The organism is Phytomonospora sp. NPDC050363 (assembly GCF_040655735.1).
Taxonomy (GTDB): domain Bacteria; phylum Actinomycetota; class Actinomycetes; order Mycobacteriales; family Micromonosporaceae; genus Phytomonospora.
In genome coordinates, this window is record NZ_JBFAKK010000014.1 from 74,176 (window position 1) to 95,476 (window position 21,301).

The 21,301-nt window shown below is 70.6% G+C and carries 25 protein-coding genes and 1 pseudogene; 17 read left to right on the forward strand and 9 right to left on the reverse strand.

The window, feature by feature from the left end:
• Positions 1-66 precede the first annotated feature (66 nt).
• A complete protein-coding gene (locus AB0I28_RS31200; RefSeq protein ID WP_357499277.1) occupies positions 67-870 on the reverse strand; it encodes an SGNH/GDSL hydrolase family protein in 804 nt (267 codons plus the stop codon).
• Between the two features lie 80 nt (positions 871-950).
• Here AB0I28_RS31200 and AB0I28_RS31205 point away from each other — a divergent pair, with 80 nt between their 5' ends.
• From AB0I28_RS31205 to nudC, 5 genes are all read left to right on the forward strand, one after another.
• Positions 951-1,679 (forward strand): hypothetical protein, encoded by a 729-nt coding sequence (locus AB0I28_RS31205; protein ID WP_357499278.1) that lies wholly within the window; start codon positions 951-953, stop codon positions 1,677-1,679.
• Positions 1,680-1,731: 52 nt separating this feature from the next.
• A complete protein-coding gene (locus AB0I28_RS31210) occupies positions 1,732-2,526 on the forward strand; it encodes a hypothetical protein (protein ID WP_357499279.1) in 795 nt (264 codons plus the stop codon).
• A gap of 80 nt (positions 2,527-2,606) precedes the next feature.
• Positions 2,607-3,917: a pitrilysin family protein gene (locus AB0I28_RS31215; protein WP_357499280.1), complete on the forward strand. Its 1,311-nt coding sequence runs from the start codon at positions 2,607-2,609 to the stop codon at positions 3,915-3,917.
• Positions 3,914-5,239, forward strand: a complete 1,326-nt coding sequence (locus AB0I28_RS31220) for a pitrilysin family protein (protein WP_357499281.1) — start codon at positions 3,914-3,916, stop codon at positions 5,237-5,239. The genes AB0I28_RS31215 and AB0I28_RS31220 overlap by 4 nt, the downstream gene beginning before the upstream one ends.
• Before the next feature lies 1 nt (position 5,240).
• Complete coding sequence (gene nudC, locus AB0I28_RS31225; protein ID WP_357499282.1) at positions 5,241-6,125, forward strand: NAD(+) diphosphatase; 885 nt, start codon at positions 5,241-5,243, stop codon at positions 6,123-6,125.
• Between the two features lie 7 nt (positions 6,126-6,132).
• Here nudC and AB0I28_RS31230 read toward each other — a convergent pair whose 3' ends face one another.
• The gene (locus AB0I28_RS31230; protein WP_357499283.1) at positions 6,133-6,510 is read right to left on the reverse strand and encodes an SRPBCC domain-containing protein; all 378 of its coding nucleotides are present in this window, start codon (positions 6,508-6,510) and stop codon (positions 6,133-6,135) included.
• A gap of 226 nt (positions 6,511-6,736) precedes the next feature.
• Here AB0I28_RS31230 and AB0I28_RS31235 point away from each other — a divergent pair, with 226 nt between their 5' ends.
• Positions 6,737-7,498, forward strand: a complete 762-nt coding sequence (locus tag AB0I28_RS31235) for an LPXTG cell wall anchor domain-containing protein (protein WP_357499284.1) — start codon at positions 6,737-6,739, stop codon at positions 7,496-7,498.
• A gap of 87 nt (positions 7,499-7,585) precedes the next feature.
• On the forward strand, positions 7,586-8,344 hold the full coding sequence (locus tag AB0I28_RS31240; protein WP_357499285.1) for a class I SAM-dependent methyltransferase: 759 nt from the start codon (positions 7,586-7,588) through the stop codon (positions 8,342-8,344).
• A 13-nt stretch (positions 8,345-8,357) separates the two neighbouring features.
• Here the strand turns inward: AB0I28_RS31240 and AB0I28_RS31245 are convergent, their stop codons facing one another.
• The 3 genes from AB0I28_RS31245 to AB0I28_RS31255 form a co-directional block, all read right to left on the reverse strand.
• Positions 8,358-8,816 (reverse strand): hypothetical protein, encoded by a 459-nt coding sequence (locus AB0I28_RS31245; protein WP_357499286.1) that lies wholly within the window; start codon positions 8,814-8,816, stop codon positions 8,358-8,360.
• A 57-nt stretch (positions 8,817-8,873) separates the two neighbouring features.
• Complete coding sequence (locus tag AB0I28_RS31250) at positions 8,874-9,620, reverse strand: aminoglycoside phosphotransferase family protein (protein ID WP_357499287.1); 747 nt, start codon at positions 9,618-9,620, stop codon at positions 8,874-8,876.
• A 174-nt stretch (positions 9,621-9,794) separates the two neighbouring features.
• Entirely contained in the window at positions 9,795-10,028 is a 234-nt protein-coding gene (locus tag AB0I28_RS31255) for a mycoredoxin (protein ID WP_357499288.1), read from the reverse strand.
• Positions 10,029-10,116: 88 nt separating this feature from the next.
• Between AB0I28_RS31255 and AB0I28_RS31260 the strand changes: the two genes are divergently transcribed.
• The 7 genes and pseudogenes from AB0I28_RS31260 (at position 10,117) to AB0I28_RS31290 (ending at position 14,929) form a co-directional block, all read left to right on the forward strand.
• Positions 10,117-12,231 (forward strand): ATP-dependent DNA helicase UvrD2, encoded by a 2,115-nt coding sequence (locus AB0I28_RS31260; protein WP_357499289.1) that lies wholly within the window; start codon positions 10,117-10,119, stop codon positions 12,229-12,231.
• A gap of 176 nt (positions 12,232-12,407) precedes the next feature.
• Positions 12,408-12,878 (forward strand): hypothetical protein, encoded by a 471-nt coding sequence (locus AB0I28_RS31265; protein ID WP_357499290.1) that lies wholly within the window; start codon positions 12,408-12,410, stop codon positions 12,876-12,878.
• A 169-nt stretch (positions 12,879-13,047) separates the two neighbouring features.
• Positions 13,048-13,386, forward strand: a complete 339-nt coding sequence (locus AB0I28_RS31270) for a WhiB family transcriptional regulator (protein ID WP_357499415.1) — start codon at positions 13,048-13,050, stop codon at positions 13,384-13,386.
• Position 13,387: 1 nt separating this feature from the next.
• Positions 13,388-13,645 carry a hypothetical protein gene (locus AB0I28_RS31275; protein ID WP_357499291.1) on the forward strand — a complete coding sequence of 86 codons (258 nt, stop codon included), beginning with the start codon at positions 13,388-13,390 and terminating at the stop codon, positions 13,643-13,645.
• Positions 13,646-13,850: 205 nt separating this feature from the next.
• On the forward strand, positions 13,851-14,072 hold the full coding sequence (locus AB0I28_RS31280; RefSeq protein WP_357499292.1) for a hypothetical protein: 222 nt from the start codon (positions 13,851-13,853) through the stop codon (positions 14,070-14,072).
• Between the two features lie 99 nt (positions 14,073-14,171).
• A pseudogene (locus AB0I28_RS31285) lies at positions 14,172-14,591 on the forward strand (maleylpyruvate isomerase N-terminal domain-containing protein); the annotation flags it as partial.
• Positions 14,486-14,929 (forward strand): hypothetical protein, encoded by a 444-nt coding sequence (locus tag AB0I28_RS31290; RefSeq protein ID WP_357499416.1) that lies wholly within the window; start codon positions 14,486-14,488, stop codon positions 14,927-14,929. The pseudogene AB0I28_RS31285 and the gene AB0I28_RS31290, both read left to right, overlap by 106 nt.
• A gap of 4 nt (positions 14,930-14,933) precedes the next feature.
• Here the strand turns inward: AB0I28_RS31290 and AB0I28_RS31295 are convergent, their stop codons facing one another.
• Positions 14,934-16,244 carry an AarF/ABC1/UbiB kinase family protein gene (locus tag AB0I28_RS31295; protein ID WP_357499293.1) on the reverse strand — a complete coding sequence of 437 codons (1,311 nt, stop codon included), beginning with the start codon at positions 16,242-16,244 and terminating at the stop codon, positions 14,934-14,936.
• Positions 16,245-16,482: 238 nt separating this feature from the next.
• Here AB0I28_RS31295 and AB0I28_RS31300 point away from each other — a divergent pair, with 238 nt between their 5' ends.
• Both AB0I28_RS31300 and AB0I28_RS31305 read left to right on the forward strand, forming a co-directional pair.
• The gene (locus AB0I28_RS31300) at positions 16,483-16,647 is read left to right on the forward strand and encodes a DUF5679 domain-containing protein (protein ID WP_357499294.1); all 165 of its coding nucleotides are present in this window, start codon (positions 16,483-16,485) and stop codon (positions 16,645-16,647) included.
• A 344-nt stretch (positions 16,648-16,991) separates the two neighbouring features.
• Complete coding sequence (locus tag AB0I28_RS31305) at positions 16,992-17,528, forward strand: M48 family metallopeptidase (protein WP_357499295.1); 537 nt, start codon at positions 16,992-16,994, stop codon at positions 17,526-17,528.
• 84 nt (positions 17,529-17,612) lie between these two features.
• Here the strand turns inward: AB0I28_RS31305 and AB0I28_RS31310 are convergent, their stop codons facing one another.
• The 3 genes from AB0I28_RS31310 to AB0I28_RS31320 form a co-directional block, all read right to left on the reverse strand.
• Entirely contained in the window at positions 17,613-18,176 is a 564-nt protein-coding gene (locus AB0I28_RS31310; RefSeq protein ID WP_357499296.1) for a PIN domain-containing protein, read from the reverse strand.
• Positions 18,177-18,188: 12 nt separating this feature from the next.
• Positions 18,189-18,650 carry a helix-turn-helix domain-containing protein gene (locus tag AB0I28_RS31315; protein ID WP_357499297.1) on the reverse strand — a complete coding sequence of 154 codons (462 nt, stop codon included), beginning with the start codon at positions 18,648-18,650 and terminating at the stop codon, positions 18,189-18,191.
• Between the two features lie 193 nt (positions 18,651-18,843).
• Positions 18,844-20,148 carry a zinc-dependent metalloprotease gene (locus AB0I28_RS31320; protein WP_357499417.1) on the reverse strand — a complete coding sequence of 435 codons (1,305 nt, stop codon included), beginning with the start codon at positions 20,146-20,148 and terminating at the stop codon, positions 18,844-18,846.
• A 117-nt stretch (positions 20,149-20,265) separates the two neighbouring features.
• On the opposite strand from AB0I28_RS31320, the gene AB0I28_RS31325 reads away from it, so the two are divergent.
• Positions 20,266-21,300 (forward strand): PDZ domain-containing protein, encoded by a 1,035-nt coding sequence (locus tag AB0I28_RS31325; RefSeq protein ID WP_357499298.1) that lies wholly within the window; start codon positions 20,266-20,268, stop codon positions 21,298-21,300.
• Position 21,301 lies beyond the last annotated feature (1 nt).

Genomic DNA, 21,301 nt, shown 5'->3' on the forward strand with positions numbered 1-21,301 from the left:
CGTCGACTGTTACCCGCAGGTAACAGTCGACGCCAGGTTAGTGGAAGATCCGTCCGGAGGGAATCCTCAGAGGAGCAGTGGTTTCACGAGTCCCGTGTAAGCGGTTTGGCCGCCGCGGTTGGGGTGGTACGACTCGATCACCGGGTTCGACAGTCCGTTGATCCACTCGGTGTCGTCGCAGACCTGGTGTCCCTCGAAGGGATCGCGGGGGTCCACAAAGGAGTAGCCGTGCGCGGTGACGCGGCCCTTGGTGGTCGTGGCCAGCAGGTCGGCGGTCTTGTTGAGCTCCGACTGCTCACCGGCGCTCAGCCGCGCCAGCGCGTTGCAGGTCTCGCCGTTGAACAGGCGGGGATACCCGACGACGACCACGCGCGCGTTCGGCGCCTTCGACCGGATCTGCTCGTAGACGTTGTCCAGCCGGCCCGGCAGGGTGTCGCGGATGAAGGCGTTCGCCGCGGCGATCTCCTTCGTGCACGTGTACGGCCACGGCTTGGCGCACTGGGTGATCACCGACGAGAACCCGGCGTCGTTGCCGCCGATGGATATCGTGACCAGATCGGTCTCGGCCGACAGGGTTCCCAGCTGCTTGCTCAGCACGTCGGCGGTCTTGGCGCCCGAGCACGCCTGGAACGACAGCGTCGCCCCGATCTCGGCGGCGGCCTTGTAGGGATAGGCGTGCTTCGATCGGTAACAGCCGTCGTCGGCCAGGTATTCGCGGGTGCCGACACCCGAGGAGTACGAGTCGCCGAGGGCGACGTACTGCTCACCGGCCGCCTGTGCCGGGGAAGCGGTGAGAAGGGCGGCGAGTACGGCGAGAGCGGCGACTAAAGTCGGGCCGGCCAGTCTCCGCCGGGTCGTGGTGCCGGGCATCTGGGCTCCTTAGACGGGGGCGCGAAAACCGTCCACAGTGGACGATCTGTGACGGTCGCCACAATCATAGAGGTGATCACGTGTCGTGGAACAGTGCACGGAGGCGAATTTCCGCCGCCGTCGCGACCCTCGCGTTGTGCCTGGTCACGGCGTGCACACCGGGGTCGAACGGTCCGGATCCCGACACTCCCGTCGAGGTCGACGAGTACACCGAGAAGATCGCCGCGTGCCTCACCTCCGTCGAGGACTCCACCGGCCCCGCCACCCCGCTCGACGGCGACCCCGGCGACACCGCCACCACCGACACCGAGGCCGGCGTGTCCTACCGCGCCTACGGCGAGCCCTGGGAGTCCTTCGACCTGTCCTGGCAGACCCCTGAACTCCAGCTCGCCTTCACCGGCGGCCAGAAACTCCTCGCCGAGACCGGCACCGACAACACCTCCAACTGGGCCGTGATCAGCTCCACCCGCATGCCCAACGTCGTCGGCGACGCCCTCGTCACCGACCTGGGGTGCCTCGGCGCGCTCGCCGTCGCCGACATCATCGGCATGACCGGCTACCGCTCCGGCGCGGCGAGCACGAAGGTCCTCGAACAGGGCGACCGCGAGGTCGACGGCCGGGCGGCGTGGCTCAACGTCAGCCGCTACGAGGTCATCGACGACCGCTTCGAGTCCGAGAGCGAACTCCAGGGCACCCTCCTGGTCGACACCGACCGGGGCGTCGGCATCGTCTACGTGACCATCCCCGACGCCCGCGACGACCTCGACGGCCTGATCCAGGAGGTCTTCGCGTCCGTGCGAGTGCTGTGACCTTGCCCCTTCGGGTACTTGCGGACTGGTGCGCCTCGGGGACACTGTCCAGGTGTACGCCACCGACCACCGCCCCGGACCGCCCGCGCCGCCCCCGCCCGGCATCGACCGCCGCATGCTGCGCTGGTTCATCGCCGCGGGTGCCGCGATCGTCGCCGTCGGCCTGGTCGTCGTGATCGTCCTGGCCGGTCAGGGCGCCCTCCCCGGTGACGAGCCGGTCTCCGCCGACGACTTCGACGCCCCCGACGAGGACCTGCCGCCGCTGGCCGAGCTGTGCCCGCCGCTGGCGGAGTCGCCCAAGGCGAAGGAGGCCAAGCCGCCGCCCGAGGGCGAGCGGACCGTCGACGAGACCTCCGGCATCTCGTACGCGGCCTACGCCGAACCGTGGCTGCCGTGGCGCCAGACCTGGGACGCCGGCGAGCTGGAGGTCGCCTACCGCACCGGCCAGTACTTCGTCACCGAGGAGTACTCCGGCGGCGACTACCTCGCCTCGATCCTGTCCGGCTCGGTCGCCGCGCGCGTCAACGACGGCGCCGACCTGGACCTGGAGTGCACCGCCCACCAGGTCGCCGCCGACGTGCGCGTCTCCTACTACCCGCAGCCCAACGAGATGGAGGTCATGCGCGACGAGCTCGTCGACATCGGCGGCCGTCCCGCCTGGCTCATGCGGATGCGCTTCACCTTCGACGAGCCGGGCCTTTCGTCGAAGGACGAACTGGTCGGGCTGGCGCTCATCGACGTCGGCCGGCCCGAGGCGGCCGTCCTCTACGTCTCCATCCCCGGCAGTCACGGCGAGGAGTTCGACTGGGTCGTCGACGACGTCCTCGACTCCGTGCGGCCCGCCTAGACGCCCGAAGAGCCCTACGTCACCGCCACACGCCATCGCCGCACCCCCGCGTGAGCACCCGGCCGAGATAGGGTCATCGCGTGGCTTCTCCCCAGATTCGCATCCCCGCGACCTCTTACCCCGTGGAGCGGTTCACGCTCCCGAACGGGCTGCGAGTGGTCCTGAGTCCGGACCGCAGCGCGCCCGTCGTGGGCGTCTCGGTCGTCTACGACGTGGGCATCCGCAGCGAGCCCGAGGGGCGCACGGGCTTCGCGCACCTCTTCGAGCACCTGATGTTCCAGGGTTCGCAGAACCTGGAGAAACTCGCGCACTTCCGCTACGTCCAGGGCTCCGGCGGCACCTTCAACGGGTCGACGCACCTCGACTACACCGACTACTACGAGCAGCTGCCCTCCAACGCCCTGGAGCGCGCGCTGTTCCTGGAGGCCGACCGGATGCGCAGCCCGCGCATCACCGAGGAGAACCTGGCCAACCAGATCGCGGTGGTCAAGGAGGAGATCCGCGTCCGCGTGATGAACCAGCCCTACGGCGGGTTCCCGTGGATCAAGCTCCCCCCGGTCATGTTCGACACCTTCCCCAACGCCCACGACGGCTACGGGTCCTTCACCGACCTCGAAGCGGCGACCGTCGACAACGCCACGGCCTTCTTCGAGAAGTACTACGCGGCCGGCAACGCGGTCCTGTCGGTCTCCGGCGACTTCGACCTCGCCGAGGCCACCCGCCTCGTCGAGCGGCACTTCTCCGACGTCCCGGCCCGCCCGGCGCCCGAGCGCCCCGACTTCTCCGAGCCGGACCTGACCGCCGAGCGCCGCGACTCCTACACCGACGAGCGCGCGCCCCTTCCCGCGATCGCCGCCGCCTGGCGCGTCCCGAACCCGATCACCGACCTGGCCGGGTACCTGCCCTACGTCGTGCTCGCCGAGGTCCTCACCGACGGCGACGCCTCCCGCCTGGTCGAGCGCCTGGTCTCCCGCGACCGGATCGCCACCAGCATCGGCGGCTACCTCGGCTTCATGGGGGAGCCCTTCGCCGTCCGGGACCCAACGGCCCTGGTCCTGTCGGCGCACCTGCCGCCCGGCGGGGACGTCGACAAGCTCCTGACCACCGTCGACGAGGAACTCCAGCGCCTGGCAGGCGACGGCCTGTCCGCCGAGGAACTCGCCCGCGTGCAGGCCCGCATCGCCACGCACCTTCTGCGCGACGACGACTCGGTCCTCAACCGCGCGCTGCACCTGGCCACCTACGAGATCCAGCGCGGCGACGCCGGACTCGCCGGCGAACTGCCCCGCCAGCTCGGCGAGGTCACCCCCGAGCAGGTCGTTTCCGCGGCCGCCACCCTGCGGCCGCAGCGCCGCGCCGCGATCGAGGTCATCCCGGGAGGAGACCAGTGAGCATCACCGAGGTTCCGGACCTGGCGCCGGAGACCACCCTCACCCTGCCCGACACCGCCGAACGCACCCTCGGCAACGGCCTGAACATCATCGCCGTGCACCGACCGAGCGTGCCCCTGGTGGAACTGCGGCTGCGGATCCCGTTCGCGAAGGCCGACGTGGCCATCTCCTCGGTCCTGTCGCAGACGCTGCTGGCCGGGACCGCCGACAAGTCGATGGTCGACATCGCCGCGGCGCTCCAGGCCGTCGGCGGAGGACTCTCGGCCGGGTCGGACCCCGACCGCCTCCTCATCGCCGGCAACAGCCTCGCCGACGGGCTGCCCTACGTCCTCGACCTGCTCGCCGAGGTCCTGACCGGGGCGACCTACCCGTCGACGGAGGTCACCACCGAACGCGAGCGCCTCGCCGACCGGCTCAAGGTCGCCGCGCAGCAGCCCGCGCACCTGGTCGCCCGCGCCGTGAACAAGCGCGTCTACGGCGACCACCCCTACGGCTCGCAGACGCCGGAGGCCGAGGAGGTCCTGGCCGTCGGCACGCCCGAGCTGGCCGCGCTGCACGCCGGGCGCCTCCACCCGCGCGGCGCCACGCTCGTCGTGGTCGGCGACGTCGAACCGCAGGCCGCACTCGACGCCTGCGAGCGCGCCCTGTCGGCGTGGAACGGCGGCGGCGAGGAGATCGCCCTGCCTCCGATCCCGAAGCTGGTCACCGGACCGCTGACCCTGCTCGACCGGCCCGGATCGGTGCAGTCCTCCATCCGCCTGGTCATGCACGGGATCCCGCGCACGCACCCCGACAGCGCCGCGCAGCAGCTGGCGAACCTCGTCTACGGCGGGTACTTCTCCTCGCGCCTGGTGGAGAACATCCGCGAGGACAAGGGCTACACGTACTCGCCGCGCTCCTCGGTCGAGCACTCCCTGGCCGGCACCGAGATCTCCATCTCCGCCGACGTGGCCACCGAGGTGACCGCGCCCGCGCTGTGGGAGACCTACTACGAGCTGGGCCGCTTCGCGACCGTCGCGCCCGGCAAGGAGGAGGTCGAGCAGGCCCGCCGCTACGCCCTGGGCACCCTGCGCCTCGGCACCTCCACGCAGGCCGGACTCGCCGGGCTCGTGTCGGTCCTCGCCGGTTACGAGCTGCGCCTCGACTGGCTCACCGGGCACGCCACGCGCCTGGCCGAGGCTACCGTCGACGACATCGCGCGCGTCGCGGCGAACCTGTTCGCGCCGTCGAAGTCGGTGGCCGTCATCCTCGGCGACGCCGGTGCCGTCACCGGACCGCTGTCGGCGATCACCGAGACCACGCCCGCCGACACGGGTGCGTGACGTGTCGCCCGACCCCTCCTTGGGCGACACCGACCTGCCGCTGCTGTCCCGCGGCGTCATCGAGCGAGCGGCCCACCGCCGCACCGATGACGCCTGGCTGGCCTCGGCGTGGCTGTCGGCGCGCATCCTGCTCATGGACGACGACGGCCGCGTACCCGTCGACGCCGAAGGCCGCCTCGCCTACGTCGAGGCGGCCGACGCGCCGGAAGGGGAACGCTGGTTCCTCGGCCTGGACGTGACCGGCACGCCGTACTTCGCGGTGCGCACCGAGGTCGGCGCGTCCTCGTCGAACCTGCGCCAACTGGCGATGGAGCTGTCCGACGTCGACGCCGAGCTGTGCTCGATGGCGCTGGCGCTGGTCAACTGGCACCGGACGCACGTCTACAGCCCCGTCAACGGCGAGCGCGCCGTGACCTCGCACGCCGGCTGGGTCCGCCAGCCCGAGGGCGGGCCGCCCATGTGGCCGCGGACAGACCCGGCGATGATCGTGCTGGTCACCGACGGCGGCGACCGCTGCCTCCTGGCGCGCGGCGCGGGCCGTCCGGAGAACTGGTACTCGTGCCTGGCGGGCTTCGTCGAACCCGGTGAGTCGGCCGAGGCGTGCGTGGCGCGCGAGGTCTTCGAGGAGGTCGGTCTGCGCGTGCACGGCGTGCGGTACGTCGTCTCGCAGCCCTGGCCCTTCCCCGCTTCGCTGATGCTCGGGTTCTACGCGCTGGCCGACCCCGACGCGCCGATCACCCGCGACCCCGGCGAGATCGCCGACGCGCGCTGGTTCACCCGCGACGAGCTTCGCGACGCCCTAGAAGGGCGCTCGACCTCGATGGCCACGCCGGGCGGGATCTCGGTGGCCCACCACCTGATGGACCGCTGGGTTCGGTCGGGCTGAGGGATCCTCAGCCCTCCGCGAGCCCGGCGAGCAGGCCGAGCCCGTTGCGCCAGGACAGCTCGGTGACCCCCGCGTCCTCCAGCTCGCCCTCCTCGGTGACCACGACCGTCGTGCCGCCGTCGGCCGCCGTCAGCGTGATCTCGACCCGCGGGCCCGGGTCGGGCAGCATGCGAAAGGCGAAGAGCCGCCCGGGTTCGACGCGGTCGACGACGCCGGGGAAGTCGCCGTGCTCGGGCCAGCGCAGCACGATGCGCCCGCCGGGGCGGGCGTCGACCTCGGCGCCCCCGAAGGAGTACCACCGCGACAGGTTCGCCGGCTCGGTGATCAGCGCCCACACTTCTGCGGGCGAGGCGGGGATCAGGGCCTTCACGCGCACGCGGTCCATACGGCGACGCTAACAGCGCCCGGGCCCACCGTCGGCGATTCGGCCCGGCGGCCCGGTACGCGCGGCCGGTGGCGGCTGACGTTCGCCGCGCCCCGGTCCACGTTCGGGCCGGATTCACCGCCGAGGCCGAAGATCGGTAACACGAACGCTTCTCGCGTCGCTGCATAATTGCGGCGGCCCAACGCCGGCGATCTTCTCCCGTACCAGAAAGCAGCCCTCAGTGTTCATGACGAAGAAGGCCCTGCGCTTCGGTCTGCCGACGTTCCTCGCGGCGGCCGCCACGGCCGTCGCGATGCTCCTCGCGTCGCCCGCGTACGCCACCACCAACACGATCTCCCTGCGTGACGCGCACCAGGGCACCAAGGCGGCCGATTTCGGCAAGCCCAGTTGCGACCAGGTGCCCGGCGGTCCCCTGACCGGCCAGGACGGCTGGGTGTTCGTCCTGCCCGGCGCGGTCGGCGCGGAGGGGAACTTCCTTTCGCTGACGGTCACCTTCGCCGACCTCGGCGGCGTCGAGCACGTGGTGCAGATCCCGGGCGCCTCCGGCGGCATCGTCAGCGGCTCGGGCGACAACAAGGCCTACGCGATCACCGAGGCCGGATGGACCCTCGTGGACGCGACCGCCGTGGTCGAGGGCGGGAACCCCAACGGGATCTTCAACCTGACCCACACCTGCCCGGGCACCGAGGGCGGCGGCCCCAGCCCGTCGACCAGCCCCTCGGTCACCGAGAGCCCGACCGCGTCCCCGACCGCGACGCCCACCCCGACCACGACCCCGTCGTCGTCGCAGACCCCGACCGGGCCCACGCCGTCGTCGTCGACCACCGCGCCCGCGCCGACCACCACGACCACCACGCCGGGCGGCCTGCCCGTGACCGGGGCCGGCCTCACCGGCATCCTCGTCGCCGGTGTCGCGCTCGCCGCGGCCGGAACCGCCGCGCTGCTGTTCGTCCGCCGTCGCCGCGCCGTCGCCGGAGCCGAGGACTGACATCGCCGTCGACCGCCCCCGCCGTCACCGTCGGCGGGGGCGGTTAACGCTTTGCGCCCATCCGTCCTGTTCGCTTAGCGTCGCCCGATGATCGAACCTCCCCCGCGCCTCGCCCGCATGCGCTTCCACGGACCGCTGTCCGACGCCCGCGCCGCCCGCATGGTCGCCCGCCTCGGCGCACGCGTCCCCGCGACCGTCCTCGACCTCGGCTGCGGCTGGGGCGAGCTGATGCTCGACGTCCTTGCCGCCGTGCCCGGCGCCCGCGGCACCGGCGTCGACGTCACCGCCGAAGACCTCGAACGCGGCCGCCGCAACGCCGGCGACCGCGGACTGGCCGGCAGCGTCGAGTTCGTCGAGGGCTCGGCCGCCGACCACACCGGCGAGCCCGCCGACCTCGTGCTGTGCCTGGGATCCAGCCACGCCCTCAGCGACGAGCAGCCGCCCCACCACACCGCCGCCGCCCTGCGCAGGCTCCGCGAACTCGTCGCCCCCGGCGGCCGCGTCCTGCTCGGCGAGAGCTTCTGGGAGCGCACGCCCACGCCCGCCGAACTCGACGCGATGTGGCCCGACGCGTCGGTCGCGGAGTTCGGCGACCTCGCCGGGCTCGTCCGGCTCGCGCTCGACGCAGGCTTTCGCGTCGAGTGGGTCGAGACGGCGACCTTCGGGGAGTGGGAGGAGTTCGAGTCGGCCTACCTCGCCGACAAGGAGGTGTGGCTGGCGGCCAACGCCGGGCACCCCGAGGCCGAGCGGATCAGGGGCGAGGTCGACGGGCACCGGCGGTCGTTCCTCGGCGGGTACCGGCGGGTGCTGGGGCAGGCGTACTTGACGTTGGTGCCGGTGGGGTAGCGGCGGGGCCGGGTCAGGACGGCGGGGAGGCGGCGTGCCGGTGGGCCGCTCCCCGTCGGGGGCGTCCGGCCGTGCGCTCGGCGGCCTCGTCGGGGGCGATGTCGGTCATCGTGACCAGCGCCCAGATGACGAAGACGTCGAGGGCGATGATGATCAGCGCCCAGAACGGCTGGTGGGGCAGCCAGAGGAACTGCGCGGTCGCCGAGAGGGCGGCCAGCACGGCGCCGACGGCTCGCGCCCAGGCCGCACCGGTGAAGACGAAACAGCCGGCGACGAAGGCCACGACACCGATGATCAGGTGGATCCAGCCCCAGGTGGTCGTGTCCATCGCCCACAGGTAGCCGGTTTTCGCGCCGAAGAACTCACCGCCGGCGATCGCCGCGATGCCCAGGAGGGCCTGCCAGATTCCGGCGACGGTCAGCATCCACGCACCGAAGTAGGCGCCCCCGACCGACCATGCCTTGCTGCTCATGATCTCTTCCCCCTCTAGACCGTTCTACGCGGTTCCGGTCTCCGGCGCGGTGGAACGTCAGGAGTCGCGCATCCGGGCCCTGAGCACGTCGAACTCGCAGCCCGGCGCGTCGGGATCGAAGCCGTGCTCGATCAGCCAGCGCGATGCCTTCAGGCTGCGCAGCGACCACCAGGCGCGGATCACGTCCCGGTCGGCGTCGTCGCCGTAGCCGGCCAGCAGGTCGTCCAGGCACTCCTCGTGCCCGAGCGTCAAGGTGGCGAGGTCGAACATGGCGTCGCCGGGGGCGGCCTCGGACCAGTCGATGATGCCGGTGAGCTCGTCGCCCTCGACGAAGATGTGGGTGATCTGCAGGTCGCCGTGGATGAAGGACGGTTTCCACGGCCGGAGCGCGCCCTCGGCGATCTCGCGGTTGCGCCTGACCACCTCGGCGGGCAGTACGGCGCTGTCCAGCAGCCACGCGCACTCGCGGTCGAGTTCGGCGGCGACGTCTTCGAGCCGGACCCCGGGCCAGGGTGGCAGCGGCGCGTCGTGCATCCGGCGGATGGCGGCGCCCGCCGCGGCCCACGCGGCCGGGGACGCCGGCGACGGTTCGCCGAGGACACCGAGGGCCTTGCCGGACACCGCGGCGATCGCCAGGACGGGCGGTTCTCGCCAGAGGATCGGCGGGGTCGGCACCGGCACCATGGCCATCGCCCGCACCTCGACCTCGGCGTGCGCCGGGTCGGCGTCGACCTTCAAGAACACGTCGCCGACCCGCAGCGTCGCGCGCTGGCTGTGGGCGACGACGACCTCGACCTTTTCCATAGCGGCCATCCTGGCGGGGACGGCCGCCGCTGTCGCCGGATTTTCACGATGGAGGCCGCCCTGTCGCGGAGCGGCGGTCCGAACGCTCGAAAGAGGGCCCCGGCGTCTCGCCGGGGCCCTGCCAAGCCTTGGGGCGGCCGAGGCGGCTCGATCGGCCCGCGCCGGCCACCGCCGCTATTTCGCCAGCTGCGCCTTGACCTGCACGATCGTCGGGTTCGTCAGCGCCGTGCCGTCGGCGAAGCGCACCGTGGGCACCGTCTGGTTGCCGCCGTTGACGCTCATCACGAACTCGGCCGCCTTCGGGTCGGCCTCGATGTCGACGACCTCGTACGCGATGCCCTCGCGGTCCATCTGCGACTTCAGCCGGCGGCAGTAGCCGCACCACTCGGTCGAGTACATCGTCAGCATCTCTGCACATCCTTAACATTCGACGGGGGGCCCCGAAAGAGGCTACGCCAGGCACCAACGTCAGAGCGGCCTGAAATGATGGCGTGCTGTGAGCTACGACCGCGCCGAACGAGTACTCGCAGGATTGGACGACGAGCAGCGCGAGGCGGTGTCGGCCCCCGCCGGGCCGGTGTGCATCCTCGCCGGTGCCGGCACCGGCAAGACCCGGGCCGTCACGCACCGCATCGCCTACCGCGTCCTGCGCGGTGACGTGCGCCCGCAGCACGTCCTGGCGGTGACCTTCACCGCCCGCGCGGCCGGCGAACTGCGCGACCGCCTCCGCCGGCTCGACACCGACGGCGTGCAGGCCCGGACCTTCCACTCGGCGGCCCTGCGCCAGCTCCGCTACTTCGCCCCGCGCCTGCTCAAGAGCCGCGAGGCCCCCGACCTGCTCGACTCGAAGGCCAAGTTCGTCGGCATCGCCGCCGCCCGCCTCGGCCTGTCGTTCAGCCGCACGAAACTGCGCGACCTCGCCGGCGAGATCGAGTGGGCCAAGTCCAGCCTCGTCGAGCCCGACTCCTACCAGACGATGGCCCTGCGCGCCGGGCGCGACATCCCCGGCGACGCCGCCGAGGTCGCCAAGGTCTACACCGCCTACGAGGAGGCCAAGACCCGCGCCGGCGTCATCGACTTCGAGGACATGCTCTCGCTGACCGCCCGCGGCATCGAGGAGCACGAGGACATGGCCGAGCAGATCCGGGCGCAGTACCGGCTGTTCATCGTCGACGAGTACCAGGACGTCAACCCCCTCCAGCAGCGGCTGCTCAACGCCTGGCTCGGCGAGCGCGACGACCTCACCGTCGTCGGCGACGCCGCCCAGACGATCTACTCGTTCACCGGCGCCACCGCCGACTACCTCCTCGACTTCACGCGCGCCCACCCCTCGTCGAAGGTGGTCCGCCTCGTCCGCGACTACCGCTCGACGCCGCAGGTCGTCAAGCTCGCCAACGACACCATCGCCGCGGCCACCGGCGCGCAGGCGAAGCTGCGCCTCCAGCTCATCGGCCAGCGCCCCGACGGCCCGCCCCCGCAGACGCTGACCTTCGACGACGAGCCCGCCGAGGCCGCCGCGGTCGCCGCGCGCTGCGCCGAACTCATCGCGCGCGGCACCCCTCCGGGCCAGATCGCGGTGCTGTTTCGCACCAACGCCCAGTCGGAGGTCTACGAGGCCGCCCTCGCCGACGCCGACATCCCGACGGTCGTGCAGGGCGCGGCCCGCTTCTTCGACCGGCCGGAAGTCCGCCAGGCCGTCGTGGCGCTGCGCGCGGCCACCCGCACTTCCCACGATGGCCAGAGCCTCCCTGAGGCCGTCACCGAGGCTCTGGAGGCCGTCGGCTGGCGCCCCGGCTCGGCCCCCGGGGGCGGTCAGGCGCGCGAGAAGTGGGAGGCCGTCGCCGCGCTCGTGCGCCTCGCCGAGGAGCACACCGAGATGAGCCTGCCGGAGTTCAACGACGAACTCGCCCGGCGCGCGTCGGTGCAGCACGTGCCCACCGTCGACGGTGTGACGCTGGCCTCCCTCCACGCGGCCAAGGGCCTGGAGTGGGACGCGGTGTTCCTCGTCGGCCTCGCCGAGGGCACTCTCCCGACGACCTACGCGCGCACGCCCGTGCAGGTCGAGGAGGAGCGGCGGCTGCTCTACGTCGGCATCACCCGCGCCCGCGAGCAGCTGTGGCTGTCATGGTCGCTGGCGCGTTCACCGGGCAGCAGGCCGAGGCGTCCCTGCCGCTTCCTGGCGAGCGCGCTGACCGCCGACCGGCCCGAACTGGCCGCGCAGGCCAAGGCGCCGGGCAAGAAGCGCTCGTCGAGGTCGGGGCCGATCAAGTGCCGGATCTGCGGCAAGACGCTCATCGACGCCGAGCCGCGCAAACTGGGCCGCTGCCTCGACTGTCCGTCCGATGTGGACGAGGAGCTGTACGAGCGGCTGGTGGCCTGGCGGACGCTGGTCGCGAGCAAGGCGGGGCTGCCCGCCTACACCGTTTTCACCAACGCCACGTTGACCGCGATCGCCGAGCAGCGACCGGAAGCGCTGACCGCGCTGACCAAGATCAGCGGCGTCGGGCCGCGCAAGCTCATGGTCTATGGTGAGGCGGTGATCTCCCTGGTAGCTGGCGCGGAACCTGATGAGGTATCGGCCGAAGGGTTGAGTTCGGCAACGGATTCATAAATACGGTTGCGCTCTTCATACGAGGGGGCATAGCCTTCAAACCGCTGCGGCAGGACCAGGTGTGATCGCCGGTCGCGGCAGGTGTCGGGTTAGGGTTGACACCGTTCCAGCAAGGCAAGTGCGAGACCCGCAAGTTCCGTAGATCGCCCCGAGAGTCAGAGCAGGAGGTGTTTCCAGTGGCAAGCAACACAGAATTCGCGCGGCGTTGGACGCACACCGCTGCCCTGATGTCGGCGGCGATCCGTAGCGGCGAAGCCAAAGCGAGCCTGATGGACGTCAGCGTCCTCGGTTCCCTTCCGGTTCTGTCCGCGTCGGCGGGTCTATCGCACGACGAGTGCCCGGTCTTCTCCGTCACTCCGGCGGTGCGTCGTCTCGCGCCGTTCGGTGCAGCGGTCCAGGGGACCAGTGTGCCCTTTGCTCAGGGTGTCGAGGTCGCGTACCTCGTCGCCCAGGCGCAGGACCAGGCCCTCGCGTACCTCCAGACCGCCGCCGCCGAGCGCCGGGGCACGACCGTGCTCGCCACGACCGTGCCCGTCGCCGCCGCGCTGCGCAACCACAAGTCCATCTCTGTCGACCCGCGTCCGGTTAGTGGCAAGGGTCGTAAGGGCGGAGTCCCCCCTCGGGGCAGACCGGATGAAAAGGGCTGACACAGCCCATCCGGACTCACCTCGAGGCCGCGGACCCGCTACCGGGTTCGCGGCCTTTGTTTTGTCCAAGGTCCCGGTTCACACAAAAGGAACGAAATTGTCAGTCCACCTGCTCCGCAACGACCGAACCGAAACCGAAAGTGAGGTGACCGGGGTGTTCACCCTTGGTCTGGACCTGACCGCCGACACCGCCGTGGCCGACGGTCGCCAGCTGCCCTGCCGGCAGAACGACGCCGACCTGTGGTTCGCCGAGACCCCCACCGAGCTCGAGTACGCCAAGTCGCTGTGCGGCGACTGCCCCGTGCGCGTCGAGTGCCTGGCCGGCGCCCTTGAGCGCCAGGAGCCCTGGGGCGTCTGGGGCGGCGAGATCTTCGAGCGCGGCGTGATCGTCGCCCGCAAGCGGCCCCGTGGCCGTCCCCGCAAGGACGACGCCGTGACCGCCGCGAAGGCGCAGGCCGCCCTGGTCAGCCGTACCGCCGAGCTCCTCGTCGAGAAGGCGGCCGCCTGACATGTATGCCGAACTGGGTGTCAAACCCGCAGAGGGAAACACGATGACTCCGGAGCGAAAGCCGAGCATCGAGCCGACGAAGCAACCGATCTTCACGAACCTGCGCACCAAGAAGGACAGCACCATGAATCTTCTCAATGAAGCCTTGGCTCGAGCGCGAATGCGCGAGCTCTGGCGCTACGAGACCCGCGGCTACGTCGGCCGGCACCGCAGTGCCCGCGACATCGCCGCGAAGGTCCGCAAGCGCGAGAGCCTCTAAGCCTTCGAGTTCGAAGTACCACCGAACAGATCATTTCGCCGGGGTCCTGCAACCGCAGGGCCCCGGCGTTCGTGCAAAAGGTGGGCATCCATAGATCAACATCAAGGTGTCCGCGAGTTGACACTCGGCACCGTGCGCTTTGTCCAGGGTCGCCCCCGGTGATCGGCGTAGCGTCGGTGTCGAGGCAGCAGGGAGGTTGTTTCAGGTGTCGACGGCATCAGAGGACATCGCCACGAAAGACCCCGACGGCGAGCTACGGCGCGACTGCGGACGCTGCGGGCGCACCGCCACGGCGGACGGCTTGGGGGAGACGCTCACCTGGACCCGCGAGGCGAGCGCGCAGGGAACCGTGTGGATCTGCACCGAGTGCACGCGCAGAAACCTCGACGCCATCGAAGGCGGTCTCGACGACGCCTACTGGGTGTAGGACCCGCCCGGCGCAGCCGGGATGTCGAGGAGCCGGGCGCGGCTCCGACCCACTCGTGAGAGGCACGCCACCGCGCGCCGCGATCACGAGGAGAGACCCATGGACTTCGACCGCGACAGCGCCGAGATCCTCGCCCAGACCGAGCTGCTGGCCGCGGCGGTCGAGGGCGCCGACCTGCGCTCGCCCGTCCCGTCCTGCCCCGGCTGGACCCTCGGCGAGCTGCTGCGGCACATCGGTGAGGGGCACCGCTGGGCCGCCGAGATGGTCCGCACCCGCGCCAAGGGCCCCCTCCCCGACGACCGCCTGCGTCACCTGACCGGCGACGACACCGGCGCCGCGCCGGTCACCTGGCTCCGCGAAGGCGCGGCCGAGCTGTCGTCGACGCTCACGGAGGCCGGCCCCGACCAGGAGATGTGGGCCTACTTCGACTACCGCTCGCCGGTGTTCTGGGCCCGCCGCTTCGCCAACGAGACGCTGGTCCACCGGGCCGACGCCTTCCTGGCCGTCGGCGAGCACTTCACCGCCGCCCGGAGGTCGCCGCCGCCGCGCTCGACGAGTGGTTCGAGCTCGACGCCTTCCCGCAGCACTTCGAGTACGACCCGGCCAAGCGCGAACTGCTCGGCCCCGGCCGCACCCTGGCCTTCGAGGCCGCCGACACCGGTGAGCGCCGGCTCGCCGACCTCACCGGTGAGCTCATCGCCTGGCGCAAGGGCGAGGGCGAGGCCGCGGTGACCGTCCGCGCGCCGCTGACCGAGTTGCTGCTGCTGATCTACCGGCGGCGCCCGGTGCAGGGCCTCGCGGTCACCGGCGACGCCGCCCTGCTCGACCTCTGGCTGGGCCACGCCGCCTTCGGGTGACGGATCAGTCGCCGAAGCCCGGCAGCCACTTCTCCAGCACCTCGCGGTAGGCGGCCTTGGCCTCCAGTTGGCACAGCACGCCGATCGAGCCGAGCGTCACCCGGTGGATCATCAGGTACGACGGGGGCAGGTTGAGCTTCTTGCCGAGCTGGTAGGCCTCGCTGCGCGGGTTGGCGATCCGGGTCGCCTCGCCCCGCAGCCACGCGCGGCTGAAGCGGAACTCCGGCTTGGCGATCGGCTCCAGCATCGGCAGCAGGAAGTCCAGCACCGCCTGGGCGTCGATCTCCAGGTCGGCCGGGACGAAGCCCTCGTCGCGCAGGCCCTGGAGGACCAGATCGGCCTCGCCGTCGAGGGACAGTCGGGTCAGGCGGCCGATCGGCTTGGGCAGCCCGTACGGCAGCCGCGCGACCGCGCCGAAGTCGAGGACGCCGAGGCGGCCGTCGTCGAGCATCCGGAAGTTGCCCGGGTGCGGGTCGGCGTGCAGGAGCTTGCAGCGCTTCGGCGCCGAGAAGTGCAGGGTCGCCATGAGCCGCCCGGCGTGGTCGCGCTCATCCTCGGCACCGTCGGCGATGACCTTCGCCATAGGCGTGCCGTCGGTCCACTCGGTCACCAGGACGCGCATCGACCCGGCCACCACGGATGGGACGTAGATCTCATCGTCCTCGGCGTAGGCCTTGGCGAACGCGCGCTGCGCCTTGGCCTCAAGCGTGTAGTCGAGTTCCTCGACGACGCGCTCGCGCAGCTCGGTGACCAGCGGCTTCACGTCCAGGCCCGGCTGGAGCGCGCCGAACAGCGCGGCGAAGCGGCCGAGCTGCTTGAGGTCGCTGACCAGTGCGTCGCCGGCACCGGGGTACTGGACCTTCACCGCGACGTCGCGGCCGTCCTTCCACACCGCCCGGTGCACCTGGCCGATGCTGGCCGCGGCCGTCGGCTTGTCGTCGAACTCCTTGAAGCGCTGCCGCCAGCGCGGCCCCAGCTCGCTGGCCAGGACCTTGTGCACGCTTGCCGCCGGAAGCGGGGGAGCGGCCTCCTGGAGCTTGACCAGCGCCGCCCGGTAGGGACCGGCGAGGTTCTCCGGCAGGGCCGCCTCGAAGACCGAGAGGGCCTGGCCGAGCTTCATCGCACCGCCCTTGAGCTGCCCGAGCACGCTGAACAGCTGCTCGGCGGTGCGCTCCTGGACCTGCGCGCTGATGACGTCGCCGGCCATGCCCGTGATGCGCTTGCCGAAGCCCAGGGCTGTGCGCCCGGCGAAGCCGAGAGGCAGGGATGCCAGCCGCGCCGTTCGGCTGATGGCGCGGCGTGGGATGTCGGTCAACGTGTCCCGCCCTCCTGCTCATGCGTTCCGCGCCCCGAAAGGGACGCGCCCACAATGCTGCCACGCGGCCGTGGGTGAGGCACGCGGACGGCGACGCCGGAGAGGGCGACACGCGAATTACGCCCCGTACGCACGAATTACGCCTACACATGGCATTCTGTGGCAGTTGTACGCGTACGCGCGACAATGGTTGTGCTCGTCGAAAGACGGCGGGTGGAGGTCGCAACAGGAGGCAAGGGTGGCTACGGATACTCAGACCTACAACGGCTACTGCGTGAAGTGCCGTGAGAAGCGCGACTTCGAGGGCACGGTCAACGTGACCGACTCGGGTCGTCGCATGGCCAAGGGCAAGTGCCCGGTCTGCGGGACGACCATGAACCGCATCCTCGGCAAGGCATCCTGAGGCTTAAGAGAGTCAGGCCAGGGGTGGCCGACGGCCCCGTGTGGGGACGGCAACGTTGCCGTCCCCACACGGGGCCGTTCGAAGCCGGACGCCATCACTCCCATAGGCCGTGACGGTCACTCGGGGCTCATCGGCCACTCCCGTCCCACCACGGGCAGTGTGAGCTCCCTCGACAGAGCAAGTGAGGTGTTCTCATGTCCCCGCGGACTTCATCGCCGAACTTCCCACATACTGGGATCGCCAGGGAGACCTGTCAGGGATTCTTCGCCCAGACCGCCACAATCCAGCGCAAGTTGAAAAGTCAACCCTTGCGCTGTGGTGGCACCGGTTGATTAGCGTACGTCATGGCCCGGAAGGCAGTCCCACTGAAGGCCGCGCCCGCCGTCGAAGTACGGCGCAGCGCTCGCCGTCGCCGCACCGTGTCCGCCTACCGCGACGGCGGCCGGGTAGTGGTGCTCATCCCCGACAAGTTCACCCGCCGCGAAGAGCGCGAGTGGGTCGACCACATGCTCGGCCGGCTCGACGCCCGTGACAAGCGAGCAGGCCGCGACGGCGACGACGCGCTCATGGAGCGCGCGAAGAACCTCGCCACCAAGTACCTGCCCGACCACCCCCGCGCCGCCCGTCCCGCCAGCGTGCGGTGGGTGAAGAACCAGCAGGGCCGCTGGGGCTCGTGCACCCCCGAGGACCGCACCATCCGCCTGTCGGAGCGGCTGCGCTCGGCCCCCGGATGGGTCATCGACTACGTGCTGCTCCACGAACTGGCCCACCTGGTCGTCCCGCGGCACGGCACGGAGTTCTGGGCGCTGCTCGACGCCTACCCGCGCACCGAACGCGCCCGGGGGTACCTCGAAGGGATCGCGGACGCTTCGGCCGCGTAGGGGTGGAGGCGCTGGTCAGGGCATGTGCCCGCCAGCAGTCCCCGCAGGCCGAGAGCGTCGAAGCCCGAAACGGTGGTGGGCTCGCTAGAAGAGCGGTGAGATGGAAACCGGTCCGAGGCGAAGTTCCGCGCAACTCTGCACGAGCCCGCTTCGTTCCAGCTGGGTCAAGACGTCCTCGAACGCCTCCGGTGGTCTGGACCGAGAGTCCGCGATCTGCTGGATAGAGCTGTAGATCACGCGTTCGTCCAGGTCGATGAGGTTCAGGACGAACTCGTCGGGAGACTCGGCGACGATGTTCCACGGCTCCAGCGCGCTGGCAGGAAAGTCCGCCAGGTTCGAGGTCACGATGGTGTCGGCGCCGGCCTTGATGGCCGCAGCGAGGACGTGACGGTCGTCGACGTCGGGCAGCTTCAGCCCTTCGATCAGCGACTCGTATCCCGTGACGAGGCAGTCCGGGACGGCTTCGTTGATGCGCTCGCGAAGCCGCTGCCGCTTCTCCTGTGCGACCGGGCGCCTTTCCAGCGCCCGGTCGAGTTCGTCCAGGATCGTGTCGGTCCACTTCGGTTGCACCAGGCGTGCGAGGCCAATGCGCAACAGCAGATCGCGGACGCTGTTGCCGTACAAGGCGCAAGCGTCGTAGATCACCACACGGGGCACCGGTCAGTCCTCTCCGAGCTCCTGGCTCAGGCGCGCGAGTTCGTCGACCGCCGCTCGCCGGCTGACGTCGTCCTTCTTCTGGTACTCGACGAGGTCGTTGAACAAGACGCGGCGATGCCGTCCCACGCGCCGGCACGGGATTTTGCCCTCGTCGAGCAGCCCGATGAGATACGGGCGTGAAACGTTCAGCATGTCCGCTGCCTGCTGGGTGGTGAGTTCGGCATGGACGGGCATGATCTGAACCCCGAAACCCCGCGCCATGGAGTCGAGGACGAAGGCGAACATCTCGACCGCCTGCCGAGGCAGTACCAGTGCTTCGTCGGCACCGCCTTCGATGTGGATCGCGAGTTCATCTTCATGCGTGTGTCGTGCCAGATAGTCGTTCACGCGCCGCGATGCGCGCTCGGCCTTGTCCTGATCCACCGACCCGGGTTTCACCGAGCCCTTTCGGATACCTGTGGCCATGAGTGATCTCCTCCCTCATATTCGAAGTATCCGCAACAAGTGAAGCAAACGCAACGGCTTCAGTGGCGTGTTCCAGGAACTTTCGGCCACCGCGACACTTGCGAACACGCAGAAAGCACCGCCGACAAATCGGCGGTGCTTTCGCAACGATCCTCACCTCGGATCGATACCGCAGGTCCGAAGCGCCCCCGCTCTAACCGTCCTTCTTCCCCGGCCCCTCGCCCGCGTCGCCTTCAGCTCCGCCGTCGGCGTCACCGTCGCCGTCACCATCGGCCCCACCGCCACCCTCGCGCGGCGCGTCGCCCCCAGTCCCCTCGAAGAAGGACATGTCGATGTCCCCGAGGTCGAACTGCCCGCTCACGTACCCCTCCGGGTCCGCCAGCGCCTCGGCGTCGGGCAGCAGGTCCGGGTGCTCCCAGATCGCGTCGCGACCTTCCACGCCGCGCTCCTCGGTCAGCCGCCTCCACAGCAGCGTCGCCTCGCGCAGCCGCTTCGGCCGCAGCTCCAGCCCCACGAGCGTGGCGAAGGTCTGCTCGGCCGGCCCACCGGCCGCGCGGCGGCGCTGGAACAGCTCACCGAGCTGCGGCAGCGACGGCAGACGGTCGCCGGCGGCCGACTCCACCACGTGGGTGACCCACCCGGCGATGAGCGCCAGCACGGTCTCCAGCCTGGTCAGCGCGGCCTTCTGCGCCGGCGTGTCGGTTGGCTTGAGCACCTCCGACAGGTCGAGCCCCTGCATGGTCTCGGGCCGCGACGGATCGATCTCGCCGACGGCCTCCTCGACCGCCGCCGGGTCGATGTGAATACCGGAGGCGTAGGCCTCGACGGTTCCGAAGACATAGGCGCGCAGCCACGGCACATGCTCGTACAGGCGGTGGTGCGCCGCCTCGCGCATGGCCATGTAGAGGCGCAGCTCGTCATCGGGAAGTTCGTGCCCCTCGCCGTAGGCGGCGAGGTTGGCGGGGATGATCGCGGCGGTGCCCGCGGGCCCGAGCGGCAGCCCGATCTCGGTCGAGGTCTGCACCTCGGTGGCCAGCCCGGCGAGAGCCTGCCCGAGCTGGGTGCCGAACATGACGCTGCCCAGCCCCTTCATCAGGTCGGCCATCGGCCCGAGCATGGCGCGCATGTCGTCGGGGACCAGGTCGCCCATCGACGCGACCATCTTCGAGGCCACCGGGTCGCACAACCGCTTCCACGTGTCGACGGTGTTGGCGATCCAGTCCATGCGGCTCCACGCGGCCGTCGACGAGATGCCCGAGGGCAGCGTCGTGACCGGTTCGAGCCACAGGTCGGCCAGGCGGAGGGCCTCGGTCGTCTTGGTGCGCGCGACGCCGTCGACCCCGGGGTCCTCGGCGCGGGTGGCGTTGTCGGCCAGCTGGCGCGCCATGTCCCAGTTGACGGGGCCGGACTGCGAGGTCGACGCGGCCATCATCTGCTGCAACTGGGCGAGCATCTGCTTGACCTTGGGGTCATTGGGGTCAGGCATGCCACCGGGCATGTTGAAGCCGAACGGGATATCGCTGCTCACCGGAACAACGGTACGTCAAGGAAGCTGAGAAGTTGACCCGAGCGGGCTCAAGTCACGCCCCGCGACAGCGCTGGCTACGCTTCCCCAATGAAACGTCGTGGCTGGACGGTGCTGCTGGGCGCTGTGTTGGTGGCTCTGTTGACCTGGCAGTCGCTGTCAGTGAAGGTCGCCTATGTCGCACTCGGCCCCGGCCCGACGGTGGACACCCTCGGCAGCGTCGACACCAAGACCGGCGAGCAGCGGATCATCACCGCCGCGCCGGAGTACTCCACCGAGTCGACCGGTGAGTTGCAGCTGGTCACGGTCCGTGTCTACGACGAGGTCGAACTCGCGCGGGCCATCTTCTACTGGCTGTCCGACGAGTACGCCGTCGTGCCCCGGGACCTGATCTACCCCGAGGACCAGACCGACGAGCAGATCGCGCAGCAGCAGACCGAACAGTGGACCCAGTCGCAGTCGAGCGCCGAGACGGCCGCCCTGCGAGTGCTGGGTCAGCCGGTGCGGGTCGTGGTCACGCAGATCACACCCGGCTCGGCCGCCGAGGGCGTGCTCGCGGCCGGTGACGTGATCACCGCCGTCGACGGCACGCCGGTCATCTCGGCCGGCGACCTGGCCGGCCAGATCTCCGCCGAGCCGCCCGGGACCGAGCGCGAGCTCACCTTCACCCGCGGCGGCAAGACCGAGAAGGCGAAGGTCACCCCCGGCGACGGCGGCCAGGGCAGCGCCTTCCTCGGCGTCTCGCTCGAACAGCAGCAGGACAACCCCTTCGACGTGAAGATCAACACCGAGAGCCTCGACATCGGCGGGCCGTCGGCCGGGCTGATGTTCGCGCTGGGGATCATCGACCGCGTCGACGCCGTGGACCTGACCGGCGGGATCAACATCGCCGGTACCGGCGAGATCGACGACGACGGCGTGGTCGGGCCGATCGGCGGCGTCGCCGAGAAGGTCATCGCCGCCAAGGACAACGGCGCCACCGTCTTCCTCACCCCCGAGGCGAACTGCCCGGCGGCCAAGGGCAACGTGCCCGATGGCCTGACCCTGGTGAAGGTGGGCACTCTTGACGAAGCCCTCAACGCTCTGGCGGCGTTGCGGGACGGTAAGCAGCCCCCGCTGTGCTGAC

What these genes read in the sequence shown, in the direction of transcription:
- AB0I28_RS31200 (WP_357499277.1), bottom strand. Translation starts at nt 870, where the DNA reads ATGCCCGGCACCACGACCCGGCGGAGACTGGCCGGCCCGACTTTAGTC.
- AB0I28_RS31230 (WP_357499283.1), bottom strand. Translation starts at nt 6,510, where the DNA reads ATGGACCGCGTGCGCGTGAAGGCCCTGATCCCCGCCTCGCCCGCAGAA.
- AB0I28_RS31235 (WP_357499284.1), top strand. Translation starts at nt 6,737, where the DNA reads ATGACGAAGAAGGCCCTGCGCTTCGGTCTGCCGACGTTCCTCGCGGCG.
- AB0I28_RS31240 (WP_357499285.1), top strand. Translation starts at nt 7,586, where the DNA reads ATGATCGAACCTCCCCCGCGCCTCGCCCGCATGCGCTTCCACGGACCG.
- AB0I28_RS31245 (WP_357499286.1), bottom strand. Translation starts at nt 8,816, where the DNA reads ATGAGCAGCAAGGCATGGTCGGTCGGGGGCGCCTACTTCGGTGCGTGG.
- AB0I28_RS31250 (WP_357499287.1), bottom strand. Translation starts at nt 9,620, where the DNA reads ATGGAAAAGGTCGAGGTCGTCGTCGCCCACAGCCAGCGCGCGACGCTG.
- AB0I28_RS31255 (WP_357499288.1), bottom strand. Translation starts at nt 10,028, where the DNA reads ATGCTGACGATGTACTCGACCGAGTGGTGCGGCTACTGCCGCCGGCTG.
- AB0I28_RS31275 (WP_357499291.1), top strand. Translation starts at nt 13,388, where the DNA reads ATGTATGCCGAACTGGGTGTCAAACCCGCAGAGGGAAACACGATGACT.
- AB0I28_RS31305 (WP_357499295.1), top strand. Translation starts at nt 16,992, where the DNA reads ATGGCCCGGAAGGCAGTCCCACTGAAGGCCGCGCCCGCCGTCGAAGTA.
- AB0I28_RS31315 (WP_357499297.1), bottom strand. Translation starts at nt 18,650, where the DNA reads ATGGCCACAGGTATCCGAAAGGGCTCGGTGAAACCCGGGTCGGTGGAT.
- AB0I28_RS31320 (WP_357499417.1), bottom strand. Translation starts at nt 20,148, where the DNA reads ATGCCCGGTGGCATGCCTGACCCCAATGACCCCAAGGTCAAGCAGATG.
- AB0I28_RS31325 (WP_357499298.1), top strand. Translation starts at nt 20,266, where the DNA reads ATGAAACGTCGTGGCTGGACGGTGCTGCTGGGCGCTGTGTTGGTGGCT.